Source organism: Sphingobacterium sp. HSC-15S19 (assembly GCF_050433745.1).
GTDB classification, from domain to species: domain Bacteria; phylum Bacteroidota; class Bacteroidia; order Sphingobacteriales; family Sphingobacteriaceae; genus Sphingobacterium; species Sphingobacterium siyangense.
Genome location: NZ_JBNPWQ010000006.1, coordinates 43,848 through 68,355, shown reverse-complemented (window position 1 = coordinate 68,355; position 24,508 = coordinate 43,848). Strand labels below are relative to the sequence as shown.

The window sequence follows — 24,508 nt, the reverse complement described above, 5'->3', positions numbered from 1 at the left end:
GACCGAGAAAGTTCTTGGTTAACTAAGCTAAAGGGCAAATATTTTTTAATCGCATTTCAAAAAATGCGATTTTTTTTGTCTGAAAAATGCTTATCTTCAACCTCGGTTATCACGCTCTACCAATGCGCATGAAAGACTACTTAATCAATTTAAAACCACGTCATGATCAAATTCTTTTCCATCCGGCCTTTTTGGGCACTCTCTCTAATTTCTCTGTCAGTATCACCGCTCTGTGTAAAACAGGTTTGTGCGCAAGAATTGCACAGCCAAAGATCAGTACATGATCAACATAAAAACCAACAGAATCTTTTACGGGCGATCCAATTGATTGATCGGTCAATGGAAGTCTATTTTTCTGGTGAAGATTTCAAAATGCATCGTTTTTATAATCCATTTACGCAGGTTCGATCCGAAGAAAAAGCGAGTGTATGGATGTACTCTGCTTCCATAGAAGCTGTAAATGCTGTGTTGAGCGGCTTGAAAAAGCAACAAAAGGCAGGTAATACCGAGCTTTACGGAAAGTATTATTCCCGCTATGTGGATTTATTGGCTAAGCTTCATGCAAATGCAGCTTATTATTTAGGGACATTTACGCTAACATCTTTTACACAACATAAAGAATGGACGGTGTATGCTGTCGATCGCGTCCGAGAAAAAGGAAAAGCAAATGTAACGGGAGTACTGAATGTCTATGATGATCAGATGTGGCTAGTACGGGAATTATTGGAAGCTTATCATTTGACTGGGCAAGAACGCTATTTGCAAGAAGCTGAATACCTTACTGCTTATGTTCTTGATGGTTGGGACTGTACTTTGGATGAGAAAGGGAAAGAGCATGGTGGAATCCCATGGGGCCCAGGATATGTAACTAAGCATGCCTGTAGTAATGCACCGATTATTAGTCCGCTTGTTGCATTGTATGAAATCTATAAAAAGAAAGGAGATCAAATCGTTGCGCATTCCATTGATCCGAAAGATAAACTAACTCGTATTTCTAAAAAAGAGAAGAAGAGCGATTTTTATCTCCGTTATGCTAAAAGGATTTATGACTGGCAAAAGGCATATCTTCTTAATGAAAAAGGTGTTTATGCGGATATGATGGGTGATTGTTTTCCAGATTGTTCGATAGCTTATGAAACGGTCAACGGTGTACAATATCGAAAAAATACCGAGCTCAGAAAAGCGGTCGGCACGGCATTTTCCTATAACAGTGGAACGATGATTTCTGGAGCCGCCGACTTATATCGTGTTACGAAAGCAAAAAGATATTTAGAAGATGGCAAGAAACTGGCCGATGCGACTTTTACTTATTTTGGAAAGTTAGGGCAGCAGATTCCTGAGCACTATACCTATGCGACAGATGGTTTTAATAATTGGTTTAACGGCGTGTTGTTAAGAGGATATACCGCTATATTTCCCAATTATAGCAAGGCTGGACTGTATGCAAAATCTTTTCAGGATAACTTGGATTACGGCTATACCCACTTCTTGAAAGATGGATTTCTGCCGAATGACTTGCTCGGAGGCTGGGCAAATGATAAAAGTAAGAATGATTTGGAAGGAATGTTTATGTTCACTTATGCAGCACAGTATGCAACACTTGCCCAAGTTGAATCAACAAAATAGGTGCACGCTTGGACGGACACCTATTTTTATTCAGATATGATTATTTGCTGGGTTAAGATTTAGATAAAGCAGTTTGAGCGTCCTGAAATTCGGTAGGACTTTGGCCAAACTGCTTTTGGAAATTACGTGAGAAATGAGTAGCGGAACTGTAGCCCAATAAATTAGAAATTTCGTAAACTTTATATTGTTTTTGAATAAGCAGTTCTGCTGCTTTTCTGAGCCGAGTTAAATTAATCAGTTCATTGGGTGATAGGCTGGATACCACATTGATTTTGCGATAGAGTGTAGGTCTGCTCATGCAGAGAATATCGGCCATTCTATCGACATTAAACTGGGGATCATCGAGATGTTGCATAATGATTTCTTCAATCTTCAGCAAGAACTCTTGTTCACTTTGATTTTGCCCGATCTGTTGGATTTGTGACATCGGATTTTTAATAAAAAACTCCTTGACCTTAACTCTATTCTTTAATAAACTGGCTATTTGTGCTCTTAAAAAAGCGGGCGAAAAAGGTTTTTCAATGTAAGCGTCGGCACCAAATTCTAAACCCTGAATTTTTGATTCAATACTATTTTTTGCTGTCAAAAGTATAACTGGAATATGTGCATAAGCGATATCTTCCTTAATTTTTTGACAGAGCTCAAAACCATCCATTTCTGGCATCATTACATCACTTACGATCAGATCGAAATATTCAGAGGCTAATAAATCTAGGGCTTCTCTTCCATTAGAACTCGTTGTTATCTGATAATCTTCATTGAGATCATCCGCAATAAATTCAAGCAGTTCGGTATGATCATCTACTAATAATAAATTGGATTTGGCATTCATAATTATGGGTTTGTATTGTGATTCAAAGGTAACGTCAAGCTAAATACGTTCAATTGGAGGTCGTTTGTACTATATAACAAGGTACCTTGGTGTTTTAAGGTTAGGGATCTTGTCAATGCCAAGCCTAGACCACTTCCGGGAACATTCTTATTTTGCTTTAAACGATTGAATGGTTCAAAAATTCTTTCCCTTTCTTCTGAAGGAATTAAAGCTCCGTCGTTTTTCACGGTCAATATAAAGATATTTTTCTGTTTATCCATATTCAAATTCACTTCAATATAGGATGAAGAATATTTAAGGGCATTATTCAATAAGTTGTAACAAATCTTGTCGAATGCGTCGATATCGACCTGACCTATAATATCCGGCATAATGTGTGACACAATCTGCTTTCCCTGTGCCTGGAGTGTGACCGTAAAATTGTTGATGATTTCCTGAACCGTTTGGCTTATGTTTTCTGACTCAAAGTGTAATTTGAATCCTTCCGTTTCAACCTGTCTAAAATCCAGTAATTGGTTACTAAGCGCAATCAACTTCTCCGTATTGTTCTGCATGGTCAATAATAGCTTGTCTGTTACAGGATTGTGATCTACCTTATCCATAAGCTTCTCTAAGGGGGCTTTGATCAATGTCAACGGTGTGCGTATTTCATGGGCAACATCGGTGTAAAAATTGATTTTTGAACGGTAGAGTTCTTGCTCACGTAGATTTTGTACGGTTAGAAGGTGTTGTCGATTGCGTTGCTTGATCTTTTCATTGAAATGATGAATCACAAATACAATGAGCCCCATAAGGATTAGTGCGTAGCAAACAAAAGCTGGTATACTTGCCCAAATAGGAGGAAGAATCGTGATTTTAAGACTAGCAAAGGTGGGTATTGTGTTACCATTTGGATCCTCCGCTTTTACGGTAAAAACGTAATTACCGGGAGCTAACTTGGTGAAATAAGCGCGTTGATTGCTTGTAATGTCTATCCAATTGTCGTCAAGACCATCCATTTTATAACTATAGTGAATAGAATGGGGGGCTTGGTAGTGTAATGCCGCAAAATCAAGACTGAAGGATGATTCGTCGTGTTTTAGTTTGATATTTTTTGTGAATAAGATTGATTTGGATAAAATACTTGCATCGGTATATTGATTGATCGCTCTATTGTTGATGTAAAAATTAGTGATATAAATCGGTATTTGATTCTTATAGTTAATTTGGTTTAGTTTTTCCGGATTGAAACGTATAAGGCCATTGATGGTACCGAAATAGAAGTTCCCATTGTCGTCATCAAAAGATGAATTGTAATTGAACTGAATCGTCGGTAGGCCTGACTCCAAGTTGAAGATCCGTTTTCTGCCATTGGGCAGATGATAGCGTACCAGCCCTTTAGAGGTACTTACCCAGAGATTCTGTTGTTTGTCTTCTAAAAATGCGAGCGTTACGTTACTGGGCATTCCTTCTTCCAGGCCAATGTTTTCAAAACTGTCCTGATTTAATTTCTTCTTAGCCATTCCACCTTCAGTGGCGATCCAAATTTGATTTTTTGAATCCTCAAATAGACTATTGACCCTATTGTTAGGCAAAGAATTGGGGTCATTCTGATGATGTGTATAATGTTTGAAATAACGTGTGGTCGGATTATAGCAAAATAGCCCATCGCGCCATGTACCTACCCAGATATTTCCCTCTTTATCTTCCAAAATAGTCGTGTAAAACATGTATTCGGGGACATTATCAATGAGGTGAAAAGACTTTTTTTCAAAGTTAAACCGGTATAAGCCACGAGTTGATGCAGCTATAATGTCTCCTTTTCGAGTTTTATAGAGATAAAATAGAAAATTGCTTTGTAGATCAGAAGGGGTTGCATTGTTATTGCGATCGATGTGATAAATGACTTTTTGAAGCTTTGGCGAAAATATGTCCAGGCCATTGACGAAGGTGCCGATCAGTAGTTTATCACCAATAGGAAGAACGCCATGGATATTATTGTTTGCCAGATTCCCCTGCTTATCGGAAAAGTTTTGGATATTACCCGACTTAGGGTCCAGTTTAGATAGTCCTCCATTTTCGGTGCCTATCCATATATTCTGATCGATATCTTTTTTGATAATGCGTACAACAGAGCCTTTTAGGCCCCCGGGGCGATCTTGTGGGAGGAATTTTTCGATGATACTATTGTTCTTATGATAATAGTTGATCCCACCAAAATAGGTTCCCAGCCAAATACCCTCATCCTTATCCTGTAGGATGTTATAAATGGCATTGTCAGATATACCCCAAGGGTTTTCTTGTTCTTTCTGAATGTTGATGTAACGTCGGCTAGCAATTTGATAAATGAAGAGGCCAGATTCTGTTGCAAACCAATATTCATGATCATTTGGCTGTATAATATCTCTGACATAGAGAAATTGATGCAGTTGATCTGGTCCAAGGATAGACTTAAGGGATTTATCTTGAAAGCGATAGCAATAAACACCAGTTTTTGAAGTACCAATCAATAAGTCTCCGTCGCGGTTTTCCATTATTTTCTCAATACTAAACCAATCCTTAGCACCATATTTTGCTTGAAAGTCAAGCATGAGTACGGGTTTTCCGGAAGGACCTATTTGGAAGATTTTGCCTTCAGGAGTTCCAAAAAATACCGCTCCATTTTTTGTGCAGCTGATGGACGTAATGTAGAGATCTGATTTTGTAAATTGTTGAATTGCATGACTAACTAAATCATGGCAATAGAGCATTCCATTTGATATAAACCAGATCCTTTTGCGTTGATCGGTAATAATAACAGGGACGTCCGCATTTTCAAATTGTTTACTCAGCAGTCTAAATTGTTCATCGACGGGGTTGTAACAATAGATTCCCTGATCTGTACCAATCCAAATTCTCTTTCGAAAATCTTCTTTCAATGAAATGATATTATTGCCCCCCAGACTATTTTTTCCAGATTTTGATGCATCAAAATGTTTGAAATTATTACCATCAAAACGATTTAACCCATCTTTTGTACCGAACCAAAGAAAGCCCTGACTATCTTGCATACTACAAATGACAGCATTGTTAGACAATCCTTCATTGATTTGATAATGATTGAAATAATAAGGCTGTGCATGGAGCAACGCGGGGAGCAACAGAAAAAATAGAAGACGTAAAGGCTTTAGGTTGATCATGATCATTTGGTTATTGATACAAAATAGTGCTAAAATGAAACAATTTAATCTTAAAATTTCTGAAAAAATTAAGACTTTAGCTTATATATTGTAAGCGTTAAAATTATAAAAAATCTAGAAAAGGACGTATGTTCTATCTAAACAAAGATTATAAACCATTTAAAATATTACGAATGAGAGGAAAATTGACCTTGCTTGGTCTTTCTGCAATGCTGGCATTTTGTGTGTCTTGTCAGCAATCGACTGGTTCCAAAACTTCAAAAGCAGATTCTTTATCGGCCTACATGGATAACGCACAGTTCAGCGGAACTATTGATCAAAAACAGGCTTATCTATATGAACTGAGCAATAAAAATGGCGTACAAGCTTATTTTACCAATTTTGGTGCACGTTTAGTGGGATTATGGGTGCCTGACAATAAGGGGGAGTTATGCGATGTTGTTTTGGGTTTTTCTAAAGCGGCTGATTATAATAATCCCAAAGAACCATTTTTTGGTACTATTGTAGGGCCTTTTGGTAATCGGATTGCTAAGGGAAAATTTAAGTTGGATGATAAAACCTATACATTGGCGGTAAATAACGGTCCTAATACACTGCATGGAGGTTTTAAAGGTGTGCATTTTGCCAATTGGACATTAAAATCGTCAGATAAATCGTCTCTTACTTTTGCTTACACCTTACCTGATGGACTCGAGGGTTTTCCAGGAAACATCCAGATGGAAGTGACTTATACGCTTAACGATAATAATGAATTGATGATTGCCTATCGTGCTACTTCCGATAAAAAGACGGTGATCAATTTGACCAACCATGCTTACTTTAATTTAAATGGTGAGGGAAGCGGTACAATTCTGGATCATCAGCTTCAATTGTTTGCGAATGAATACACACCAGTGGATAGTACACTAATACCAACAGGGCAATTAGCACCGGTAAAGGGAACAGCTTTTGATTTTACAACCTTGAAACCAATAGGAAAAGATATTAATGCCAATGATCAGCAACTGAGCTTTGGAAAGGGCTATGATCACAACTTTGTCTTAAGCAAGGAGAAAGATGGCGATTGGTACAAAGCAGCCCATGTGATTGGAGATAAATCGGGTATTGTTATGGATATTCTGACTGCAGAACCTGGAATACAATTTTATAGCGGTAATTTTATGAATGAACAAGTGCAATTGAAGAACGGGAAAAAAGACTCCTTTCGTACCGCCTTTTGCCTCGAACCGCAGCATTTTCCGGATGCCCCAAATCAGCTCAATTTTCCAACAACCGTCCTAAACCCCGGGCAAGTTTATCAAACGAAATCCCTGTATCGTTTTTCGGTAAAATAATACATATTTAATAATGATTGGTTTGAAAGTACACCACTGAAAAGAGGTGTACTTTCTCTTTTTAATAGACCTTAAAACGTTTTAGGTCTATTTTATTTCTTTGATACAAATAGGCAGTTTTTTGAGAAAAAACGAAAGTCTGTACGATTGAATATATCTTAATTTTGGACAAATCAATTATACAAACTAATCAATCTAGGTATGTTTAAGGGTCTTAAATGTCTGCCAATATCTGCTACATTGCTCTGCTGTGCGAGCAGTTTTATCCCCTTAGCAAAGGGAGCTAATTTAATTCCAGTTTCTCCAGGGGGGATCGAGTTGCAAAAAGCAATAAAAGGGGTTGTTAAGGATAAGGATGGCAATCCTATTGTAGGAGCGACGGTCGCATTGAAATCCAAACCCAATATTGCAGTCTCAACAGATGCCAAAGGTAATTTTAACTTGACAGGTGTCAATGCCGGTGAACTTTTGACCATAAGATCTGTAGGCTACCTTTCCAAAGAAGTGATGGCAATCGCTGACTTGGCAATCACTTTGGAAGATGAAAATTCGCGCATTGATGAAGTGGTCGTTGTAGGTTACGGTACGCAGAAGAAAGAATCCGTTACCGGTGCAATCACCGCAATTTCTTCTCAGGATATCTCCAGATCTGTTGCTACAACAACGTCTGGAGCCTTAGTAGGGAAGATCGCCGGTGTTAACAGCAGGATGTCGGATGGGCGTCCTGGAGCTCCAACAGGAATTAGTATCCGCAATATGGGGACACCCTTATATGTGATCGACGGTGTTCAAAAGGATGAAGGGCAGTTCAATAATTTAGATTTCAATGATATTGAATCGGTTTCGGTATTAAAGGATGCGTCTGCTGCTATTTATGGTGTGCGTGCTGCCAACGGCGTTGTTGTGGTGACGACAAAGAAGGGGAAGCGTGGCGATAATAATACCTTTAATATCAATTCATATTATGGCTGGCAGAGTATGTTTCGTTTTCCCAAGCCAGCCGATGCCAGTACTTATATCAAAAGCTATATTCAGTCTGATGCTATTCTCGGAACTGAACATCCACAATATACGTTGGCAGATCTCGAAAAATGGCAACAAGGTACCGAGAAGGGATATCGTCCTTTTGATTGGTATGATTATATTCTCAAAACTAGCCCACAAACTTATATCTCGGGTAATGTCAGTGGTGGGTCCGAAAAAATTAATTATTACCTGAGTGTAGGGCATCTGGACCAGCAGTCCATCATTCGTAATTACGGCGGCTTCAATCGTACCAATGTGCAGATGAATATTGACGCGAACGTATCAAAACGATTAAAGATTGGTGCTAATTTGAATGGGCGGATCGAACAGCGCAAACAACCGGGCGTACCTGGTGCTGACGATACTTGGCAGGCTTTATTTGCGATATATCGCAACCTGCCTACTGCACGGCCTTTTGCCAACGACAATCCTTTATATCCAACGCAGACATCGCCCAATGCGGAAACTAACTTTGCGATGCTGAATTATGATCTGTCCGGTACTTATCAGGAAAAATGGCGGGTGATGCAGTTAAATTTTAATGCGGAATATAAGATCACAAATGATTTGATCGCTAAGGGAACAGTAGGCTATTATTTGGCCAATAAATGGATGGATAATCAGGAGTTTACCTATAAACTATATGGCTACGATGAGAAGACAGATACGTACCCGGTAACTTTTAGCATGGACAACCCTTGGCGGGAGAGATCTATTTCGCAGGTTGAAGAAATCTCAACCCAATTTACCTTAAATTATAACAAGCGATTCGGCAAACATGGAATCAATGCTGTGCTTGCTGCGGAGTCCATAAAAAGGGATAATCCAGATGTTTATGTACACGATCGTCCAGCCTCTAATGCCTTGAGTTTGATCTATTTTCAGACGATGGACACCTACAATGATACTGGAGTGAATACCCAGGCGAGAGCCGGTTTTGCAGGGCGGGTCAATTATGATTATGACCAGAAGTATCTTTTGGAGCTTTCTTCGCGCTATGACGGTTCATGGAAATTCGCGCCAGGAAGCCGATGGGGATTTTTCCCTTCGGTATCTGCAGGCTGGCGTGTTTCATCTGAAAAGTTCTGGTCTGAAGGTATGAGAAAGGTATTTGACGATGTGAAGTTAAGGGGATCTTACGGTGTATTGGGCGATGATAATTTGGATGCCTGGGAATATTTTGCTTTTGGTTATCTAAGTGGATATAATTATTTCCGAAAACCAGTCCGTGATGGCTATCAAAATATCGTCGGTTCGACAATTGACGGGAAGTATGTTATCGGTTCTCAAGCACGTGGCCTTCCCGTTAAAACGCTTTCTTGGATTCAGGCCCATATGCTAAATGTTGGTTTGGACTTTAGTACACTAAAAGGTAAATTAACAGGTTCGGTAGATGTCTTCCGTCGAAAAAGAACAGGACTGCCTGCCAAGCGAGAAGATGTATTGATACCGAATGAAGTAGGCTTTAGTTTACCTTATGAAAATCTGAATTCGGATATTCATCAAGGTATCGATGGATCATTAATGTGGCGGAGTAGCGTCAATGGATTTAACTATTTCGTAGGCGGTAATTTCACTTTCGCACGGCAAACTGACGGCGAACAATATAAACCACGTTTTGGAAACTCTTTGGATCAATATCGAAAATCGATCTATGACCGTTATGCCTTTCTCAATTGGGGATTACATTCCATTGGACAATTCCAGTCGTGGGAAGAAATTGCCAATTATGATATAGACAATGACCGTAAAGGTAACTCATCATTACGGCCGGGTGATATTAAGTATGAAGATATTAATGGCGATAAAGTGATCAATGAGCTGGATGAACGGCCAATCGGATATCGACAAGGCGGTCTTCCTTATTTCAATTACGGAATTAACCTTGGCGGCCAATTTAAGGGATTTGATTTGGCAATGGATTTCACCGGAGCAGCTTTTGCTTCTTTTAATCCCAGTTATGAAGCTGTTTTCCCTTTCCATGATGGTGGCAACAATCCGCAATACTATATGGAAAACCAGTGGATGCTGAGCGATATTACGGATCCAAATAGTGCCTTGATCCCAGGAAAGTACCCTACATTAATTAAAGGAAATAGAGATCATAGTAATTATTGGCATAGCGACTTCTGGCTTACCAATGTCAACTATTTGAAATTAAGAAACCTGCAGATCGGATATACTTTACCGGAGAAATGGATGAAACCTCGAGGAATTCAGAAATTGAGGATATATACCATGATGCAGAATCTGTTTAGCATAGATAATTTGGGTGATATGAAGATCGATCCAGAAATCACAAGTGATTCGGGCGTTCAGTACCCAACAAACAAAGTTATAAACGTTGGTGTTACCTTAACTTTTTAATAAGATGATAAATAAGAACGTTATTTTATTGGGTGTATGTCTCGTATGTACATTTTCAAGCTGCAATAAATTTTTGGAACGGGAATCACAGGCTATTTTTACCGACGATCAGATATTTTCGGATCAGAATATGATAAAATCTGTTCTAGCGAATTATTATGGGCGGATTAGCTGGGGACAGCAATTTGGAGACAATGGATCTTTTGCGATGTTAGATGAGGCAGGATTTTCAAGCGGTGGCCCCAATACGATGCAGGAATTTCCGAATGACTTTTGGCGTATGTACGATTATGAACTGATTCGCAATCTGAATCAATTTATCGTAGGTGTTCGTCAATCATCATTGGACGAAAATAATAAAAAGAGCATCGAAGGCGAGGCCAGATTTATTCGTGCTTGGACCTACTTTAATATGATCAAGCGTTTGGGCGGAGTTCCTTTGGTGGGTGATAAGATCTATGATTATACTGGCGGCATGGATCCAGCAGAGTTGCAGACACCGCGATCAACAGAAGCAGAGAGTTATAATTACGTGATTAACGAATGTACCGAAGCCGCTAAAATGCTCGGTACAGAGAAAACCATAAATTCAGCTAGAGCTAATAAATGGACAGCTTTGGCACTTAAGGCGCGGGCCAGTCTATACGCCGCCTCAATAGCGAAGTATAACTATAAAACGCCAGACGTCAAAACAGCAGGTAACGAGGTGGGAATCCCTGCGGCGGACGCCAATAAATATTACGAGATTGCTTACGAATCAGCATTGGATATTATCAATAATAGCCCTTATGCCCTCTATAATGGAAATGCCGATAAAGGAAAGAACTTCTATCTTGCTGTAAGTTCAAAATCAAGTAGCAATGAAGTTATTTGGGCCAAGGATTATGCGTATCCAGGTGAAACACATTTTTTCACCAACAATAACATTGCCTCATCCGTCCGTGGAGATATTGATGCCAATTTTGTTACGCCTGTTTTAAATTTGGTGGAAGCATTTGAATATACAGATGATCGAAATGGAGCATTGAAAACGAAGACTGCTACGGGAGATTACATTTACTATAACAATCCCGAAGAGATATTCGCCCATAAGGACGCGCGTCTGTATGGTACTGTGATTTACTCTGGTGCTGATTTTGCTGGTACCAAAATCACTTACCAAGCAGGCGTTAGATATAAAGAAGGAGGTGTTTGGAAGACGATGACCGCAATACCCGGTACTTCAGATTCCAAATTCGGAGGAATTATTACAAGCAAAGATGGACCTACGACTTCCAACGATATGTATGTCAACAAAACTGGATTTAATATCCGGAAATTTATCGACGAAAATAAAGATGCCTCTACTCGTGGGCGTGGGTCGGATATTTGGTTTGTGCGCTTCCGTTATGCTGAATTTTTGTTGATCGCTGCAGAGGCGGGGCTTGAACTTGGTAAACCGCAAGCCGAGTTGACGGGATATGTCAATAAGATTAGGGAGCGTGCGGGGATACAGGCATTGACAACCATTTCCCTGAATGATATTATTCAGGAGCGCCGGGTTGAATTTGCCTTCGAAGATCATCGTTATTGGGATCTGAAGCGTTTGCGGATTGCCCATGAAATCTGGAACGGAAGCGCTGATAATTACAATGCGGTACACTATGCCCTATTTCCATACAAAATATATGCTCCGGGGGATCCGAACGATGGTAAATGGGTTTTTGAGAAACAGAAATCGAGTCATACGCTCTATCCACGAAATTTTAAATATCAGAACTATTATAATTTCATCGATCAAGATTGGATTAATAACAATCCGAAGTTAGTTCGAAATCCTTATCAATAGCATTATCCTTATGAAAACTTTTTTTTGTAAATTAATAGTAAGTTTGTGTTTGATCGTAGGTGTATTTGCTTGTGGCAAAGATAACTATGATGCCCCTAAAAGTACACTGAACGGTCGTGTAACCTACAATTCAGAACCTCTAGGAGTAAGAGGATCAAACCAGTCCGTTTCACTTCAGCTATGGCAAGATGGTTTTCCGCTTCGATCTGCTATTAATGTGTATGTGACGCAGGACGGTTCATTTGCGGCAAAACTCTTCGACGGGCAGTACAAATTGGTGGCAACCAGCGGAAATGGCCCCTGGCTGAATAGTGCGGATACAGTGCTGGTTGATGTGAGGGGCAATACAAGCATCGAGTACCCGGTTAAACCTTATTATACCATGAGTAATATTACCTATAATGTTCAAGGGAATATGCTGAAAGCTTCTTTTGACGTCAAGACAATAGATGCTTCAAGAACGATTGATTTTGCCACCTTGTTGGTCAATGATACAAAATTCGTGGATTTGGGTCAATATACTTATAAGATGGAAAAAACTGGAATTAGTTCGGGGCATGTCGATCTGGAGCTGGATATCAAAGATATTTTGACCAAGAATGCTGCAGTGTATGCGCGCGTGGGCTTGAAGATAAGCGGTATCACCGAGGCGCTATACGATAGTTCACCTAAGAAATTGAAATAACAATGATCAAAAAATTTAGCTTTTTAAGCCTATTAATGGGCATCGGTCTTGTTACGACTGCACAAACGGGAATAGCAACAGCTGTAGACCAATTACCATTAACCGGAAAGAATACGCAATATCTGAATAATAGGGCTCCTTTAAGACAGAATGCCTTGCTAAAATTACCCGTGGGCAGTATCGTCCCGGAAGGTTGGCTCGGGAAGTATCTGGAGCTGCAGAAAGATGGTCTTACAGGCCATCTGGGAGAAATTAGCGCTTGGCTATCGAAGAAAAATAACGCTTGGTTAAGTACGGATGGGAAAGGAGATTATGGCTGGGAAGAAGTTCCTTATTGGTTAAAAGGCTACGCTAATTTGGGCTACATCTTAAAAGATCCTAAGATAATAGGAGAGTCAAAAATTTGGTTAGAGGCTGCGCTAAAAAGCCAGCGTCCTGATGGATACTTTGGACCATTGATCCTACGTAATAACAAACCGGATCTTTGGGGAAATATGTTGATGCTATGGTGTTTGCAGTCCTATTATGAATATAGCGGTGACCAGCGTGTTTTAACGTTGATGACCAATTATTTTAAATGGCAGGCCAATTTGCCGGATAGTTTTTTTCTCAAGGATTATTGGGAAAACAGTCGTGGTGGTGACAATTTGCTATCCGTATATTGGCTCTATAACAGAACACAAGGTAATGAATGGTTGATGGATTTAGCGGATAAAATCCATCGGAATACAGCCAATTGGCGGCAGAAAGATGATTTGCCCAATTGGCATAATGTCAACGTAGCGCAGTGTTTTAGAGAGCCAGCAACCTATTATCTGAAAAGCCAGTCGACTGCAGATCTTAACGCAACCTACGATAATTTTCATTTTGTCAGACAAGTATTTGGTCAGGTTCCGGGCGGCATGTTCGGTGCCGATGAAAATGCACGTCCGGGATATACCGATCCCCGTCAGGGTGTGGAAACCTGTGGAATGGTGGAGCAGATGGCTTCCAATGAAATCCTTCTCGGGATAACAGGCGATCCTTTTTGGGCGGATCATGCGGAGGAAGTTGCTTTTAATACCTACCCAGCAGCTGTGACAGCCGATTTTAAAGCATTACGCTATATCACGAGCCCTAATATGACTATCAGCGATAGCCATAATCATTCTCCCGGGATTGATAATAATGGGCCATTTTTAATGATGAACCCTTTCAGTTCACGTTGTTGTCAACATAACCACAGTCAGGGCTGGCCATATTACGCGGAGCATCTGTATATGGCAACAAATGATAATGGTGTTGCGGCAGTACTTTATGCCGCATCAAAAGCTGAAATCAAAGTCGGAAACAATCAAGCCATTCAGATTAGACAAGAATCCAATTACCCATTTGAAGAATCGCTGCGATTTGAAATAGGAACACAGGCTAAAACGGTTGATTTTCCCTTTTATCTCCGTATACCTGCCTGGGCGAAACAAGCCAAAGTAACGGTTAATGGTAAAAGTCAGGCTCTAGAAGCTGGAGCAAAATATATTCGGATTGAACGGAAATGGAAAGACGGCGACAAGGTCGAACTCTCCTTGCCGATGACCATAGATCTGAAAACATGGACTGCCAATAAAAATTCAGTTAGTATCCAGCGTGGACCACTGACCTATGCACTCAAAATCAAAGAGAATTATGTGAAAAAGGATAGTAAGGCTTCGGCAATTGGGGATTCTAAATGGCAGGAGACTGCAGATCCATCAAAATGGCCATCCTATGAAATCCTTCCTGCAAGTGACTGGAATTATGGACTTGTACAAAATCAGCTACAAGCTGTTGACCAACTAAAAGTGATCAAACGACCATGGCCTAAAGATGCATTTCCTTTTGAGGCAGAAGCAGTACCTATTTCGATTCTTGTGAAAGCGAAACGTATTGATGGCTGGAAAATTGATGAAAATGGACTAACGGGCGTATTGCCCCTGAGTCCGGTGGAAAGCAAGGGCGAGGTGCAGGAAGTTGAATTGATTCCCATGGGAGCAGCACGTTTGCGCATTGCTGCTTTTCCAACTGTGAAATAATGTAAATACGATATATAAATTAATGACTTAACGATTTTTTATGATGAAGAAAACCTTACTTTTTGCCAGTTTGATGATGGCAGCACAATTGAACTTTGCTCAGGATTGGAAACCCGCAGGGTCACATATATTAACCCCTTGGGGCGAGAAAGTAACGGCACAAAAGCCACATTCTGAATATCCTAGACCGCAATTAACCAGAACCAATAACTGGCAGAATTTAAATGGACTATGGAAATATGCTGTCACTCCAGTAGGTACTAAAGAGATTCCTCGTCAATGGGACGGCAATATCCTTGTTCCTTTTGCTATTGAATCGGCATTGTCCGGTGTTGGTAAAGAGGTCGGAAAAGATAAAGCGTTATGGTATAATAATACCATAACATTGGACAAGTCTGTCAACAAAAATAAGGTCCTGTTGCATTTCGGTGCCGTAGATTGGCAATGTGATGTGTATGTAAATAACCAATTGGTCGGAAGACATGAAGGTGGTTTTGATCCATTTTCGATGGACGTGACAAGCTTTCTAAAGAAAGGCGCAAAACAGGAAATAGCCATTCGGGTATGGGATCCGACTGATGATGGTCCACAACCCAGGGGTAAACAGGTGAATAAGCCGAATGGTATATGGTATACACCAGTGACGGGAATTTGGCAGACCGTTTGGTTAGAAAGTGTCCCCCAAACTTACATCGTGAGTACCAAACAGACTCCGCGTTTGGATGATGGAGTCTTGGCCTTTCAGGCTTCCGTAGAAGGAAGTCAAGCCGGTGACGAAATAAAGGTGCGTGCATTGGATGGCGGAAAGGTTATTAAAGAACAAACAGGACAACCGAATACATCGTTCGATCTTTCGGTACCTAATCTGGAGCCATGGTCCCCAAGTAACCCTAAGCTCTATGATCTAGAAATTCAGCTGATTCGAAAAGGAAAAGTCGTAGATCAGGCGAAAAGCTATTTTGCCATGCGGAAAATAGCCATGCAGAAAGACGAAAATGGCGTTCAACGTTTAATGCTAAACAATAAGTTTACTTTCCAATATGGTCCATTGGATCAAGGCTGGTGGCCAGATGGTCTACATACAGCACCTACGGATGAAGCGCTGAAGTTTGATGTTGTCAAAACAAAGGAAATGGGATTCAATATGATCCGTAAACATATCAAAGTTGAACCGGCGCGCTGGTACCGTTACTGCGATAGTATAGGTATGCTTGTCTGGCAAGATATGCCTAGCGGCGATCTTGGGGGAAATCATTGGGATATGCAACCGGGAAAGATTTCGGGAGGAAATAGGGATAAAGTACGTTCGCAGGAATCTGAAGGGTATTACAGAAAAGAGTGGAAAACCATTATGGAAGTGTTGCACAACTATCCAAGCATCGTCATTTGGGTACCTTTTAATGAGGCTTGGGGGCAATTCAAAACGAAGGAAATAACGGAATGGACAATGGCCAATGACCCTTCAAGACTCGTAAATAGTGCCAGCGGTGGTAACTTTATGGAAACTGGACATATCTTGGATATCCACAATTATCCCGATGCAGCCATGCCTGATCCAAATTTATTCGGCGCTAAACAAGTGCTTGCTTTGGGTGAATTTGGTGGTCTGGGATTACCGATCGATGGGCACTCCTGGCAACAAAAAGACAACTGGGGATACCAAAGTTTTAAAAATAAAACGGAATTATTGGAGCGCTATAAACGTCTGATCCATGACTTGACACGTCTAATTCCTATGGGATTGTCTGCCGCTGTTTATACACAAACAACAGATGTGGAAGTAGAAACAAATGGTTTGATGACCTATGATCGTAAAGTTGTCAAAATGCCTGAAGCAGAATTAAAAGCTGCACATCAGGCGCTTTATAATGCACCTACCAAATAATTGATAGCGATATGGCCGCAACACGGGGTGCGGCCTAAATTTATCGCTGAAAGTATACCTGTCAACCTAAACCTGTTTTATACAAAATCAATGAAATTAAAATTACTAATTGCAACGGCTATTGTATGTCAATCGGTATCGTCGTTTGCACAAAAACAAATCCTTAAGAATGATCTTCGCGCGCCTGCCTATCCTTTAGTAACAATTGACCCCAATACAAGTGCCTGGTCGTATAGCAACGAATTGAATGCGGATGTTGTACGCCATTGGACCGGAAAATCCTTCCCCTTATTGGGCGTCCTTAAAGTGGATGGGAAACCCTATCGCTTCTTAGGTAAAGAAGAAGCTGAGCTCTTGCCTTTGGCACGGATGGGTGAACATGCGGCTTGGACCGGAAGTTATGTTGTCAATGAACCCGCCCCAGACTGGATGAAACCTTCATTTGATGCACGGCAATGGAAGACGGGGGCAGCGCCATTTGGTACCAAGGATAAAGAACCCAATGTGGAGACTGATTGGCAGGAACCTAAAATTTGGATTAGAAGAGAAGTTGACCTGAGTGAGGATCTTACAGGCAAATCCGTATATATCGAATTTACACATGACGATGACGCTATTTTGTACGTCAACGGTATTGAGGTTGCTAATACAGGCAATTCGACAGGTAAAAATAGTCGGGTCAAGCTGCCCGATCATGTCGTAAAAACATTGAAGAAAGGAAAAAATATACTCGCGGGTTATTGCTATAATAGGGTAGCTAATGGATATTTTGATTTTGGACTCTTTACAGAAAAAGAAGGTAGTATTCAATTCGACAATGAAGCGAAGCAGATCGCTTCCAATGTGCAGGCAACACAAACACATTATTCGTTTAACTGCGGGCCGGTCGATTTAAATATTACATTTACTGCACCGATGTTTCTGGATAAATTGGACTTAATGGCTAGACCCGTAAATTATCTTTCCTATACGGTCCATGCGAAGGACGGCAAGGAACACCAGGTACAACTTTATTTGGAGGCAGCACCAAATTGGGCACTGAATTCTCCACTTCAAGATGCTGCAAGCAGTTCCTTTGTTTCAGGAAATCTCCAGTTTGTAAAGACAGGAAGCAAAAGCCAGCAGGTTCTAGGAAGGAAAGGTGACGACCTACGGATAGATTGGGGGTATTTCTATATGGCTGGTGCAAAATCAAAGACAAAGTCCGCGGTCGGAAGTAGCCATCAATTACGGTCTAATTTTCTGAAGAGTGAAAATAGCTCTTCTTCAAATGGAGGACAACAATTGGCGCTGATGCAAACTTTTGATGTCTCATCAAGCTACCAGGATAAGATCTTGTTGGGGTATGATGACCTGTACTCCATCCAATATTTTGGACAAAATTTACGACCTTATTGGAATACCAATGGAAATAGTTCCATTGAGAAACAATTTGAACTGGCCGACAAAGAGTATACTGCTCTCAAAAAGGCTGCTGATAAATTTGATGCCGAATTATGGGCTACAGCTTTGCGCAACGGAGGTGAGGACTATGCTGCATTATGTGCCTTGGCCTATAGGCAGGCAATCGCCGCTCATAAACTTGTAAAAGCACCCAATGGCGATCTGCTTTTACTGTCTAAAGAAAATGACAGCAATGGGTCAATAGGAACTGTTGATGTAACCTATCCTTCGGCTCCGATTTTCCTTTACTATAATCCGGAACTGGCAAAAGCACTAATGAACGCCATTTTTTATTATAGTGAAAGCAATAAGTGGACAAAACCTTTTGCTGCACATGATGTTGGGACCTATCCTTTGGCGAATGGCCAAACTTACGGTGGAGATATGCCTGTCGAAGAATCGGGAAATATGTTGATATTAACTTATGCTTTAGCGAAGGTCGAAGGAAATGCCGCTTATGCCAAAAAACATTGGAAAGTGTTGTCTACCTGGGTAGATTATTTAGTAGATAAAGGTCTTGACCCCGAAAATCAATTGTGCACAGATGATTTCGCGGGCCATTTTGCGCATAATGCCAATTTATCAATTAAAGCTATTTTAGGTATTGCATCTTACGGTTATCTAGCCCAAATGCTTGGTGAAGAGGCTACGGCGAAAAAGTATCTGACCGAAGCAAAGGCAATGGCTATGAAATGGAAAGAGATGGCTGAAGATGGGGATCACTATAAGTTGACTTTTGATAAAACCGGAACCTGGAGCCAAAAGTATAATATGGTCTGGGATAAATTGCTTAAGATGGATATTTTTGACCCCTCTATTCGTGAAACTGAAATTAAATACTATCTCGGCAAACAAAATAAATACGGACTTCCCCTGGACAATCGTCAGCCTTATACCAAAACCGATTGGATTATTTGGACGGCGACCATGGCAAATGACAAGCCTACCTTTGAGGCATTTTTAAAGCCAGTCTACCATTTTATGAACGAAACAACAGACCGTGTTCCCATGTCGGATTGGACGTATACAGACCGTCCTAAGAGAGCTGGATTTAAAGCAAGATCCGTTGTTGGGGGCTATTTTATCAAAATGTTGGAAGAGAAATTGGGAAAAGCAAAATAGCTTTTCCTGTGATGAAGAAAATAATATAAAAAAATAATAAGATGTTGAATGCAATGTTGTTCAGATATTGGATCGGCGGAGTTGTCGTACTGAACTTGTTGAGCTCCTGCGGAAGCTCTCCAGGTTCAGTTAAGCAGTCTGGTCAAATAACAAATGCTACGGCTCAGCATAAGACCTACAGCAATCCGGTTTTTGAGCCTATACTTGCTGATCCTACAGTCGTTAGAGATCCTCAGAGCAAAATGTTCTACGCATACGGGACAGCCGACAATTGGGGCGATGGAAAGGGACAGCGTTTGGTGTCTATTCTACAATCGGCTGATCTTGCTCATTGGACCTGGATTGGAACGGCCTTCAGCTCAAAACCGAGCTGGAAAGCCGAGGGGGGAATCTGGGCACCAGATGTGGTGCGGTTAAATGGTAAGTATATCTTATATTATGCTTATTCAACATGGGGAGACCCCAACCCCGGTATCGGTGTAGCCCTAGCCGATAGACCGGAAGGCCCCTTTATCGATCAAGGTAAACTTTTTGATAGCAAGGAGATCGATGTACCTAATTCAATAGACCCTTATTTTTTTACAGAAAATGGGCAGAATTATCTGTTCTGGGGTAGTTTTAGTGATGCGAATACGCAGGGAACATATGGTGTTGAACTCGATGAAAATGGGACTGCGGTACCCGATTTAACTAAAAAATTTAAAGTTGCTGCTGGGGATTTTGAAGCTGTGGTGATCCATAAACGGAAAGGATATTACTACTTTATCGGATCCAAAGGCTCCTGTTGTGAAGGAGAAAAAAGCAGTTATCATGTTCTTGTGGGTCGCTCTCGCAAGCTGAAGGGACCTTATACCGATCAAGAGGGGCGTAATCTTACACAGCGGGGGAGTGGAACGTTGTTGTTAAAGGGAAATGATCAATTTGTGGGGACAGGTCATACTTCGCGCATTATTACAGACGATAAGGGAAAAGATTGGATACTCTATCATGGCATGGACCCAAAGCAGCCTCGTGTTGCGACGGGGGGAAATCGTCGGATGCTATTTTTGGATCAGATTATCTGGGATAAGGACTGGCCCAAAATTGAAGGGGCAACCAGCAGTGTTGCAGCGCAACGGGCCCCAACGTTTAATTTTAAATAGAATTTTCAATAGCTAGCAGCAGAGGCCTACCTTTGTGGGCCTGGATTTTCGCTGTCCATAAAAAATATGATACATCAAACGAAGAAACATTTTGAACTTCTTGACGCCATGCGTGGGGTGGCCGCAATTGCAGTCGTACTGTTTCACTTTATGGAAATTGCACAACCGGATTATCGCAATAATTTTATTCCACATAGCTATTTAGCCGTTGATTTCTTCTTTTGTTTATCGGGTTTTGTAATTGCCTATGCCTACGATCAGAAGCTGGTTACAATTGGTCTAAAACGATTCTTTCTTTTGCGTTTGCTAAGATTGCACCCATTGGTTATAATCGGTACATTAATTGGTTTATTTGCATTTATTTACGACCCATTCAGTAATTTGGCCAGCTCATTTTCCGTCTTACAGAAGATAGGGATGTTCATTAGTGGGATAACGTTGATTCCATACCCAGCTGTACCAGAGCGATATTTTAATCTTTTTCATTTAAACCCACCTACATGGTCGCTATTTTGGGAATATATCGCCAATATAGCCTATGCTTTGATACTGGTACGGATTCCAAAAAAGGTTCTTTGGGGAATAGTGCTCCTCGGTGCGGCAGCGCTATGTGCCGAATCATTTCGTTCCGGCTATTTAGCTGTAGGTTTTGGGGCAGATAATTTTTGGGCTGGGGGAATCCGTTTATGGTTTTCATTTTCAATGGGACTACTTATTTTTAGGTCGAACTGGACTATTTCGAACAAGCTTCCTTTTTTCAGTGTTCTTGGTCTGCTTGCTGTCGTATTTTTCATTCCGTTTTCTGATGTTTATGGTAAGTACATCGATCCTATTGTCGTTATCTTTTATTTTCCTTTATTGCTCATGCTGGGGATAGGAGGACTACCTGTTTTTGGAGGGGTCAGGAAGTTATGCAAGTTCTTAGGTGATATTTCCTATCCGCTCTATATCATTCATTATCCATTTATCTGGATTTTTATGAGCTATGTGGAGCTCCATCGCCCATCGAATAAGCAAATGGCTGTGATTATTATAATTGGAATGCTGTCGTTGATTTTTTTAGCTTTATTGGTCTTTAAATATTTAGATGAGCCTATTCGGAAATATTACAGCCGGAACTAAACTAAATGGCGATGAAGCCAGGTACTGATGAACTGGAATACCTCCATTTTGCAGTCTTCATTTAAAATTTCATGCCGCATGCCTGGATATAATTTAATGGTTATGTCGGTCTGCCCCTGTGCAATTAACTGCGCTACGCTCTTTTCAACGCCCATTCCAAAATCTCCAATTGGATCATCCTGTCCGCTGATAAATACAATTGGAAGATTTTTTGGGATATTCTTGGTAGCTTCGATATCTGTCGCTTGCAAGGAAAGATCTAACACGGTATGAAATCCATTGTTGGTAAACAATCCCCCACAAAGTGGATCTTCCAAAAATGAAATACGGTTTGTCTTGCTTACGCTTAACCAATTGCTGTTATTTTGGTTGGGCTCGTTCTTAAATCGAGCATTATTACGCCTGTCAAAAATACGGTTGATCAATTTACTTCTTCTTTTTGGGGCAATACTATTGAGAAGAGTGAGTAAAAGGCGAAAAGCTGTGGAACCTTTTTGACGTTGGCCTGTCCCCACGATAATGGCCCCCTTATATTGCTGGCCAATTTTTTGTAAAACGCAGCGTGTGACAAAGGATCCCATGGAATGCCCTAAAATAAATTGAGGCGGTTGCGGATATGTTTTTCTCAAGAAATTACTCATTGTAATGGCGTCATCAATGAGTTGTTCTTTAGCCCCATGCTGTTTAAAATACCCCAATTGATCGGCATCTAGAGCTGTCTTTCCATGACCCAATTGATCGTAGGTTAAAACCGCAAAATTCTGTGTAGTCAGATAATTGGCCAATTCTTCATACCGACCACTATGTTCCTGCATGCCATGTACCAGGAGTATTGTTGCTACTATCTGATTGTCGTCGGGTACATACAAACGATAGAAAATTTTATGTTCATTTTCAGTCGTCGCGCTGATTGTATAAAAATTGGATGCTACCTTGCTCATTATACCTCTTTATTTTAAGTAAACTAAGATAATTTTAGTGCATTTGCAAGTTTAACAATCTTCTTTCCGATTTTGTTCGGATGAGACCGAAAGGCTTTAAGGGCAGTTGATCAATGAAAATTAGCACGATTAATTTTTGTGGTTTGGGAATATTTTTTAGATTTGCATTAATTTAGAATTAATTTAAATAAACTAGTTATTCTATTTTAAACATGGGCTTCTCTGTATGCAGAAATTGTTGTACAAAATCGAATTCGGAAAGCTCCCTTGTTCTTAAAATATACGCATTTACACTTATATTCTGATGAAACCAGCACGATGTATTTCGACCCAAGTTATCGTATGACTGTAGCTCAATTTGCCGAATAATTGAGTGGGAATGAATAGGCCATGTTACTTCATCAACTTCAAAAGACAAATAAAAGGATGAAAAAGACACTTTTAGCAGCTTTATTATTCGCTGCAACTTATGCACAGGCGCAAACAAATTCGTTAATGAACGGCGAGTTTTGGAAAGGTAAACCTACCTTGACAATTGTTAAAGAAGAAATCAGCAAAGGAAATAGCCCTTCTCAGCCTAATGCGGCATCCTTTGATCCAGTCACAATGGCGATATTAAATGGCGCTCCGACGGATGTTGTCAAGTTTATGATCGAACAAGAAGGGAATAGTGTAACGAAGAAGACGCATCACAGCCGTAGTTATTTACACTGGGCAGCGTCAAGTGGAAATGCGGAGCTTGTCGAGTTTTTAATTGCAAAAGGATCGGATGTCAATTACCAAGATAGCCATGGTTACCCAATTATTGCTTATGCAGCTTCGACAGGAAATACAAATACTGCCGTTTATGATGCTTTGTTTAAAGCGGGTGTGAATCCCAAGCAAAAATATGAAGGTGGTGCTACATTAATGATGCTTGCAGCGTCTGCAGACAAGGACCTTGCATTGACGGATTATTTCATTAAAAAAGGATTATCTATTCAAGATAAAGACGAGTCGGGCCGTACAGTGACGGATTATGCGGCTAAACTTGGAAATACCGAGCTCATGGAGAAATTCATCGCCCGTGGCGTAAAACCAACCAATAATGCGTTATTTTTTGCGACTCAGGGTTCCAGACAAGCATCGAATGGTTTGTCGGTTTATACCTATTTGGTTGAAAAGTTCAAATTGGATCCCAAGGCTGTAAATAAAGAAGGAGCGACAGTGCTGCATGCTTTAGTTCGCAGACCAGATATGGCCGTGATCAATTATTTTTTGGATAAAGGTGTAGATGTCGCAAAAGCGGACAACGAAGGAAATACAGCGCTTATGGTGGCTGCTAGTGGTAAGGATGCTAAATTGGTCGAGCTGCTACTTGCTAAAGCGAAGAACGTAAATGCAGTAAATGAAAAAGGCGAATCTGCATTGACCAAGGCTGTAGCGAATGGGGCCCCCGAAATCGTGGCATTGTTGATTAAAGATGGAGCCGATATCAAGCTATTGGATAAGGAAGGTAATAACTTGGCCTTTTACTGGTTTAATTCCTACAGAGAATTGCCTCAGGGCGGCAGACCCGGTGGACAGGGAAATGCTTCACAAGGGGATGAGTTTAAAGAAAAATTAACGATCCTTAAGACGAATGGATTGGACGTTGTTGCTCCGCAAAAAAATGGTAGCACATTGTATCATTTGGCAGTAGCGAAAGAGAATGTGAAGCTTATCCAGAAAGCCAGCGAACTTGGAGCAGATATTAATGCACAGGATAAAGAGGGAACGACGGCACTACATAAGGCAGCTCTCATAGCGAAAGACGATTCCTTGCTAAAAACATTGGTTTCCCTTGGTGCAAAAAAGGAATTGAAAACAGAATTCGATGAAACGGCTTATGATTTGGCGAAAGAAAACGATTTCTTGTCTAAATCCAATGTGCAGCTTGACTTTTTGAAATAAAATTAGATACAACTGAA

The 24,508-nt window shown here is 40.6% G+C and carries 14 protein-coding genes; 11 read left to right on the top strand and 3 right to left on the bottom strand.

What is annotated here, in order from left to right:
- The first annotated feature begins 162 nt into the window (after positions 1 to 162).
- A complete protein-coding gene (locus L1283_RS06420; protein ID WP_088162272.1) occupies positions 163 to 1,626 on the top strand; it encodes a glycoside hydrolase family 76 protein in 1,464 nt (487 codons plus the stop codon).
- Between the two features lie 52 nt (positions 1,627 to 1,678).
- Here the strand turns inward: L1283_RS06420 and L1283_RS06415 are convergent, their stop codons facing one another.
- Both L1283_RS06415 and L1283_RS06410 read right to left on the bottom strand, forming a co-directional pair.
- Complete coding sequence (locus L1283_RS06415; RefSeq protein WP_075993465.1) at positions 1,679 to 2,458, bottom strand: response regulator transcription factor; 780 nt, start codon at positions 2,456 to 2,458, stop codon at positions 1,679 to 1,681.
- Between the two features lie 2 nt (positions 2,459 to 2,460).
- Positions 2,461 to 5,616, bottom strand: coding sequence for a sensor histidine kinase (locus tag L1283_RS06410; RefSeq protein WP_158638847.1), 3,156 nt, complete (start codon positions 5,614 to 5,616; stop codon positions 2,461 to 2,463).
- Positions 5,617 to 5,789: 173 nt separating this feature from the next.
- Between L1283_RS06410 and L1283_RS06405 the strand changes: the two genes are divergently transcribed.
- The 9 genes from L1283_RS06405 to L1283_RS06365 all read left to right on the top strand — a co-directional run bounded on the left by L1283_RS06405 (position 5,790) and on the right by L1283_RS06365 (position 21,618).
- Entirely contained in the window at positions 5,790 to 6,950 is a 1,161-nt protein-coding gene (locus L1283_RS06405) for an aldose epimerase family protein (RefSeq protein ID WP_286850535.1), read from the top strand.
- Positions 6,951 to 7,151: 201 nt separating this feature from the next.
- Positions 7,152 to 10,343 (top strand): SusC/RagA family TonB-linked outer membrane protein, encoded by a 3,192-nt coding sequence (locus L1283_RS06400; protein WP_083663683.1) that lies wholly within the window; start codon positions 7,152 to 7,154, stop codon positions 10,341 to 10,343.
- Between the two features lie 4 nt (positions 10,344 to 10,347).
- The gene (locus L1283_RS06395) at positions 10,348 to 12,171 is read left to right on the top strand and encodes a RagB/SusD family nutrient uptake outer membrane protein (protein ID WP_088162270.1); all 1,824 of its coding nucleotides are present in this window, start codon (positions 10,348 to 10,350) and stop codon (positions 12,169 to 12,171) included.
- Between the two features lie 10 nt (positions 12,172 to 12,181).
- Entirely contained in the window at positions 12,182 to 12,856 is a 675-nt protein-coding gene (locus L1283_RS06390) for a DUF3823 domain-containing protein (protein ID WP_088162269.1), read from the top strand.
- Positions 12,857 to 12,858: 2 nt separating this feature from the next.
- Positions 12,859 to 14,904 carry a beta-L-arabinofuranosidase domain-containing protein gene (locus L1283_RS06385; protein WP_286850532.1) on the top strand — a complete coding sequence of 682 codons (2,046 nt, stop codon included), beginning with the start codon at positions 12,859 to 12,861 and terminating at the stop codon, positions 14,902 to 14,904.
- Between the two features lie 40 nt (positions 14,905 to 14,944).
- Positions 14,945 to 16,789 carry a glycoside hydrolase family 2 protein gene (locus L1283_RS06380; protein WP_286850530.1) on the top strand — a complete coding sequence of 615 codons (1,845 nt, stop codon included), beginning with the start codon at positions 14,945 to 14,947 and terminating at the stop codon, positions 16,787 to 16,789.
- 90 nt (positions 16,790 to 16,879) lie between these two features.
- Positions 16,880 to 19,354 carry a glutaminase family protein gene (locus L1283_RS06375; protein WP_115050909.1) on the top strand — a complete coding sequence of 825 codons (2,475 nt, stop codon included), beginning with the start codon at positions 16,880 to 16,882 and terminating at the stop codon, positions 19,352 to 19,354.
- Between the two features lie 41 nt (positions 19,355 to 19,395).
- Positions 19,396 to 20,496, top strand: coding sequence for a family 43 glycosylhydrolase (locus L1283_RS06370; protein ID WP_232475566.1), 1,101 nt, complete (start codon positions 19,396 to 19,398; stop codon positions 20,494 to 20,496).
- Between the two features lie 66 nt (positions 20,497 to 20,562).
- Positions 20,563 to 21,618, top strand: coding sequence for an acyltransferase family protein (locus tag L1283_RS06365; RefSeq protein ID WP_088162265.1), 1,056 nt, complete (start codon positions 20,563 to 20,565; stop codon positions 21,616 to 21,618).
- Here L1283_RS06365 and L1283_RS06360 read toward each other — a convergent pair.
- Positions 21,615 to 22,559, bottom strand: coding sequence for an alpha/beta fold hydrolase (locus tag L1283_RS06360; protein WP_075993458.1), 945 nt, complete (start codon positions 22,557 to 22,559; stop codon positions 21,615 to 21,617). The genes L1283_RS06365 and L1283_RS06360 overlap by 4 nt on opposite strands.
- 426 nt (positions 22,560 to 22,985) lie before the next feature.
- Between L1283_RS06360 and L1283_RS06355 the strand changes: the two genes are divergently transcribed.
- Complete coding sequence (locus L1283_RS06355) at positions 22,986 to 24,491, top strand: ankyrin repeat domain-containing protein (protein ID WP_115050911.1); 1,506 nt, start codon at positions 22,986 to 22,988, stop codon at positions 24,489 to 24,491.
- Positions 24,492 to 24,508 lie beyond the last annotated feature (17 nt).

What these genes read in the sequence shown, in the direction of transcription:
- L1283_RS06385 (WP_286850532.1), top strand. Translation starts at nt 12,859, where the DNA reads ATGATCAAAAAATTTAGCTTTTTAAGCCTATTAATGGGCATCGGTCTT.
- L1283_RS06400 (WP_083663683.1), top strand. Translation starts at nt 7,152, where the DNA reads ATGTTTAAGGGTCTTAAATGTCTGCCAATATCTGCTACATTGCTCTGC.
- L1283_RS06410 (WP_158638847.1), bottom strand. Translation starts at nt 5,616, where the DNA reads ATGATCAACCTAAAGCCTTTACGTCTTCTATTTTTTCTGTTGCTCCCC.
- L1283_RS06405 (WP_286850535.1), top strand. Translation starts at nt 5,790, where the DNA reads ATGAGAGGAAAATTGACCTTGCTTGGTCTTTCTGCAATGCTGGCATTT.
- L1283_RS06365 (WP_088162265.1), top strand. Translation starts at nt 20,563, where the DNA reads ATGATACATCAAACGAAGAAACATTTTGAACTTCTTGACGCCATGCGT.
- L1283_RS06370 (WP_232475566.1), top strand. Translation starts at nt 19,396, where the DNA reads ATGTTGAATGCAATGTTGTTCAGATATTGGATCGGCGGAGTTGTCGTA.
- L1283_RS06395 (WP_088162270.1), top strand. Translation starts at nt 10,348, where the DNA reads ATGATAAATAAGAACGTTATTTTATTGGGTGTATGTCTCGTATGTACA.
- L1283_RS06360 (WP_075993458.1), bottom strand. Translation starts at nt 22,559, where the DNA reads ATGAGCAAGGTAGCATCCAATTTTTATACAATCAGCGCGACGACTGAA.
- L1283_RS06375 (WP_115050909.1), top strand. Translation starts at nt 16,880, where the DNA reads ATGAAATTAAAATTACTAATTGCAACGGCTATTGTATGTCAATCGGTA.
- L1283_RS06355 (WP_115050911.1), top strand. Translation starts at nt 22,986, where the DNA reads ATGAAAAAGACACTTTTAGCAGCTTTATTATTCGCTGCAACTTATGCA.
- L1283_RS06420 (WP_088162272.1), top strand. Translation starts at nt 163, where the DNA reads ATGATCAAATTCTTTTCCATCCGGCCTTTTTGGGCACTCTCTCTAATT.
- L1283_RS06380 (WP_286850530.1), top strand. Translation starts at nt 14,945, where the DNA reads ATGATGAAGAAAACCTTACTTTTTGCCAGTTTGATGATGGCAGCACAA.
- L1283_RS06390 (WP_088162269.1), top strand. Translation starts at nt 12,182, where the DNA reads ATGAAAACTTTTTTTTGTAAATTAATAGTAAGTTTGTGTTTGATCGTA.
- L1283_RS06415 (WP_075993465.1), bottom strand. Translation starts at nt 2,458, where the DNA reads ATGAATGCCAAATCCAATTTATTATTAGTAGATGATCATACCGAACTG.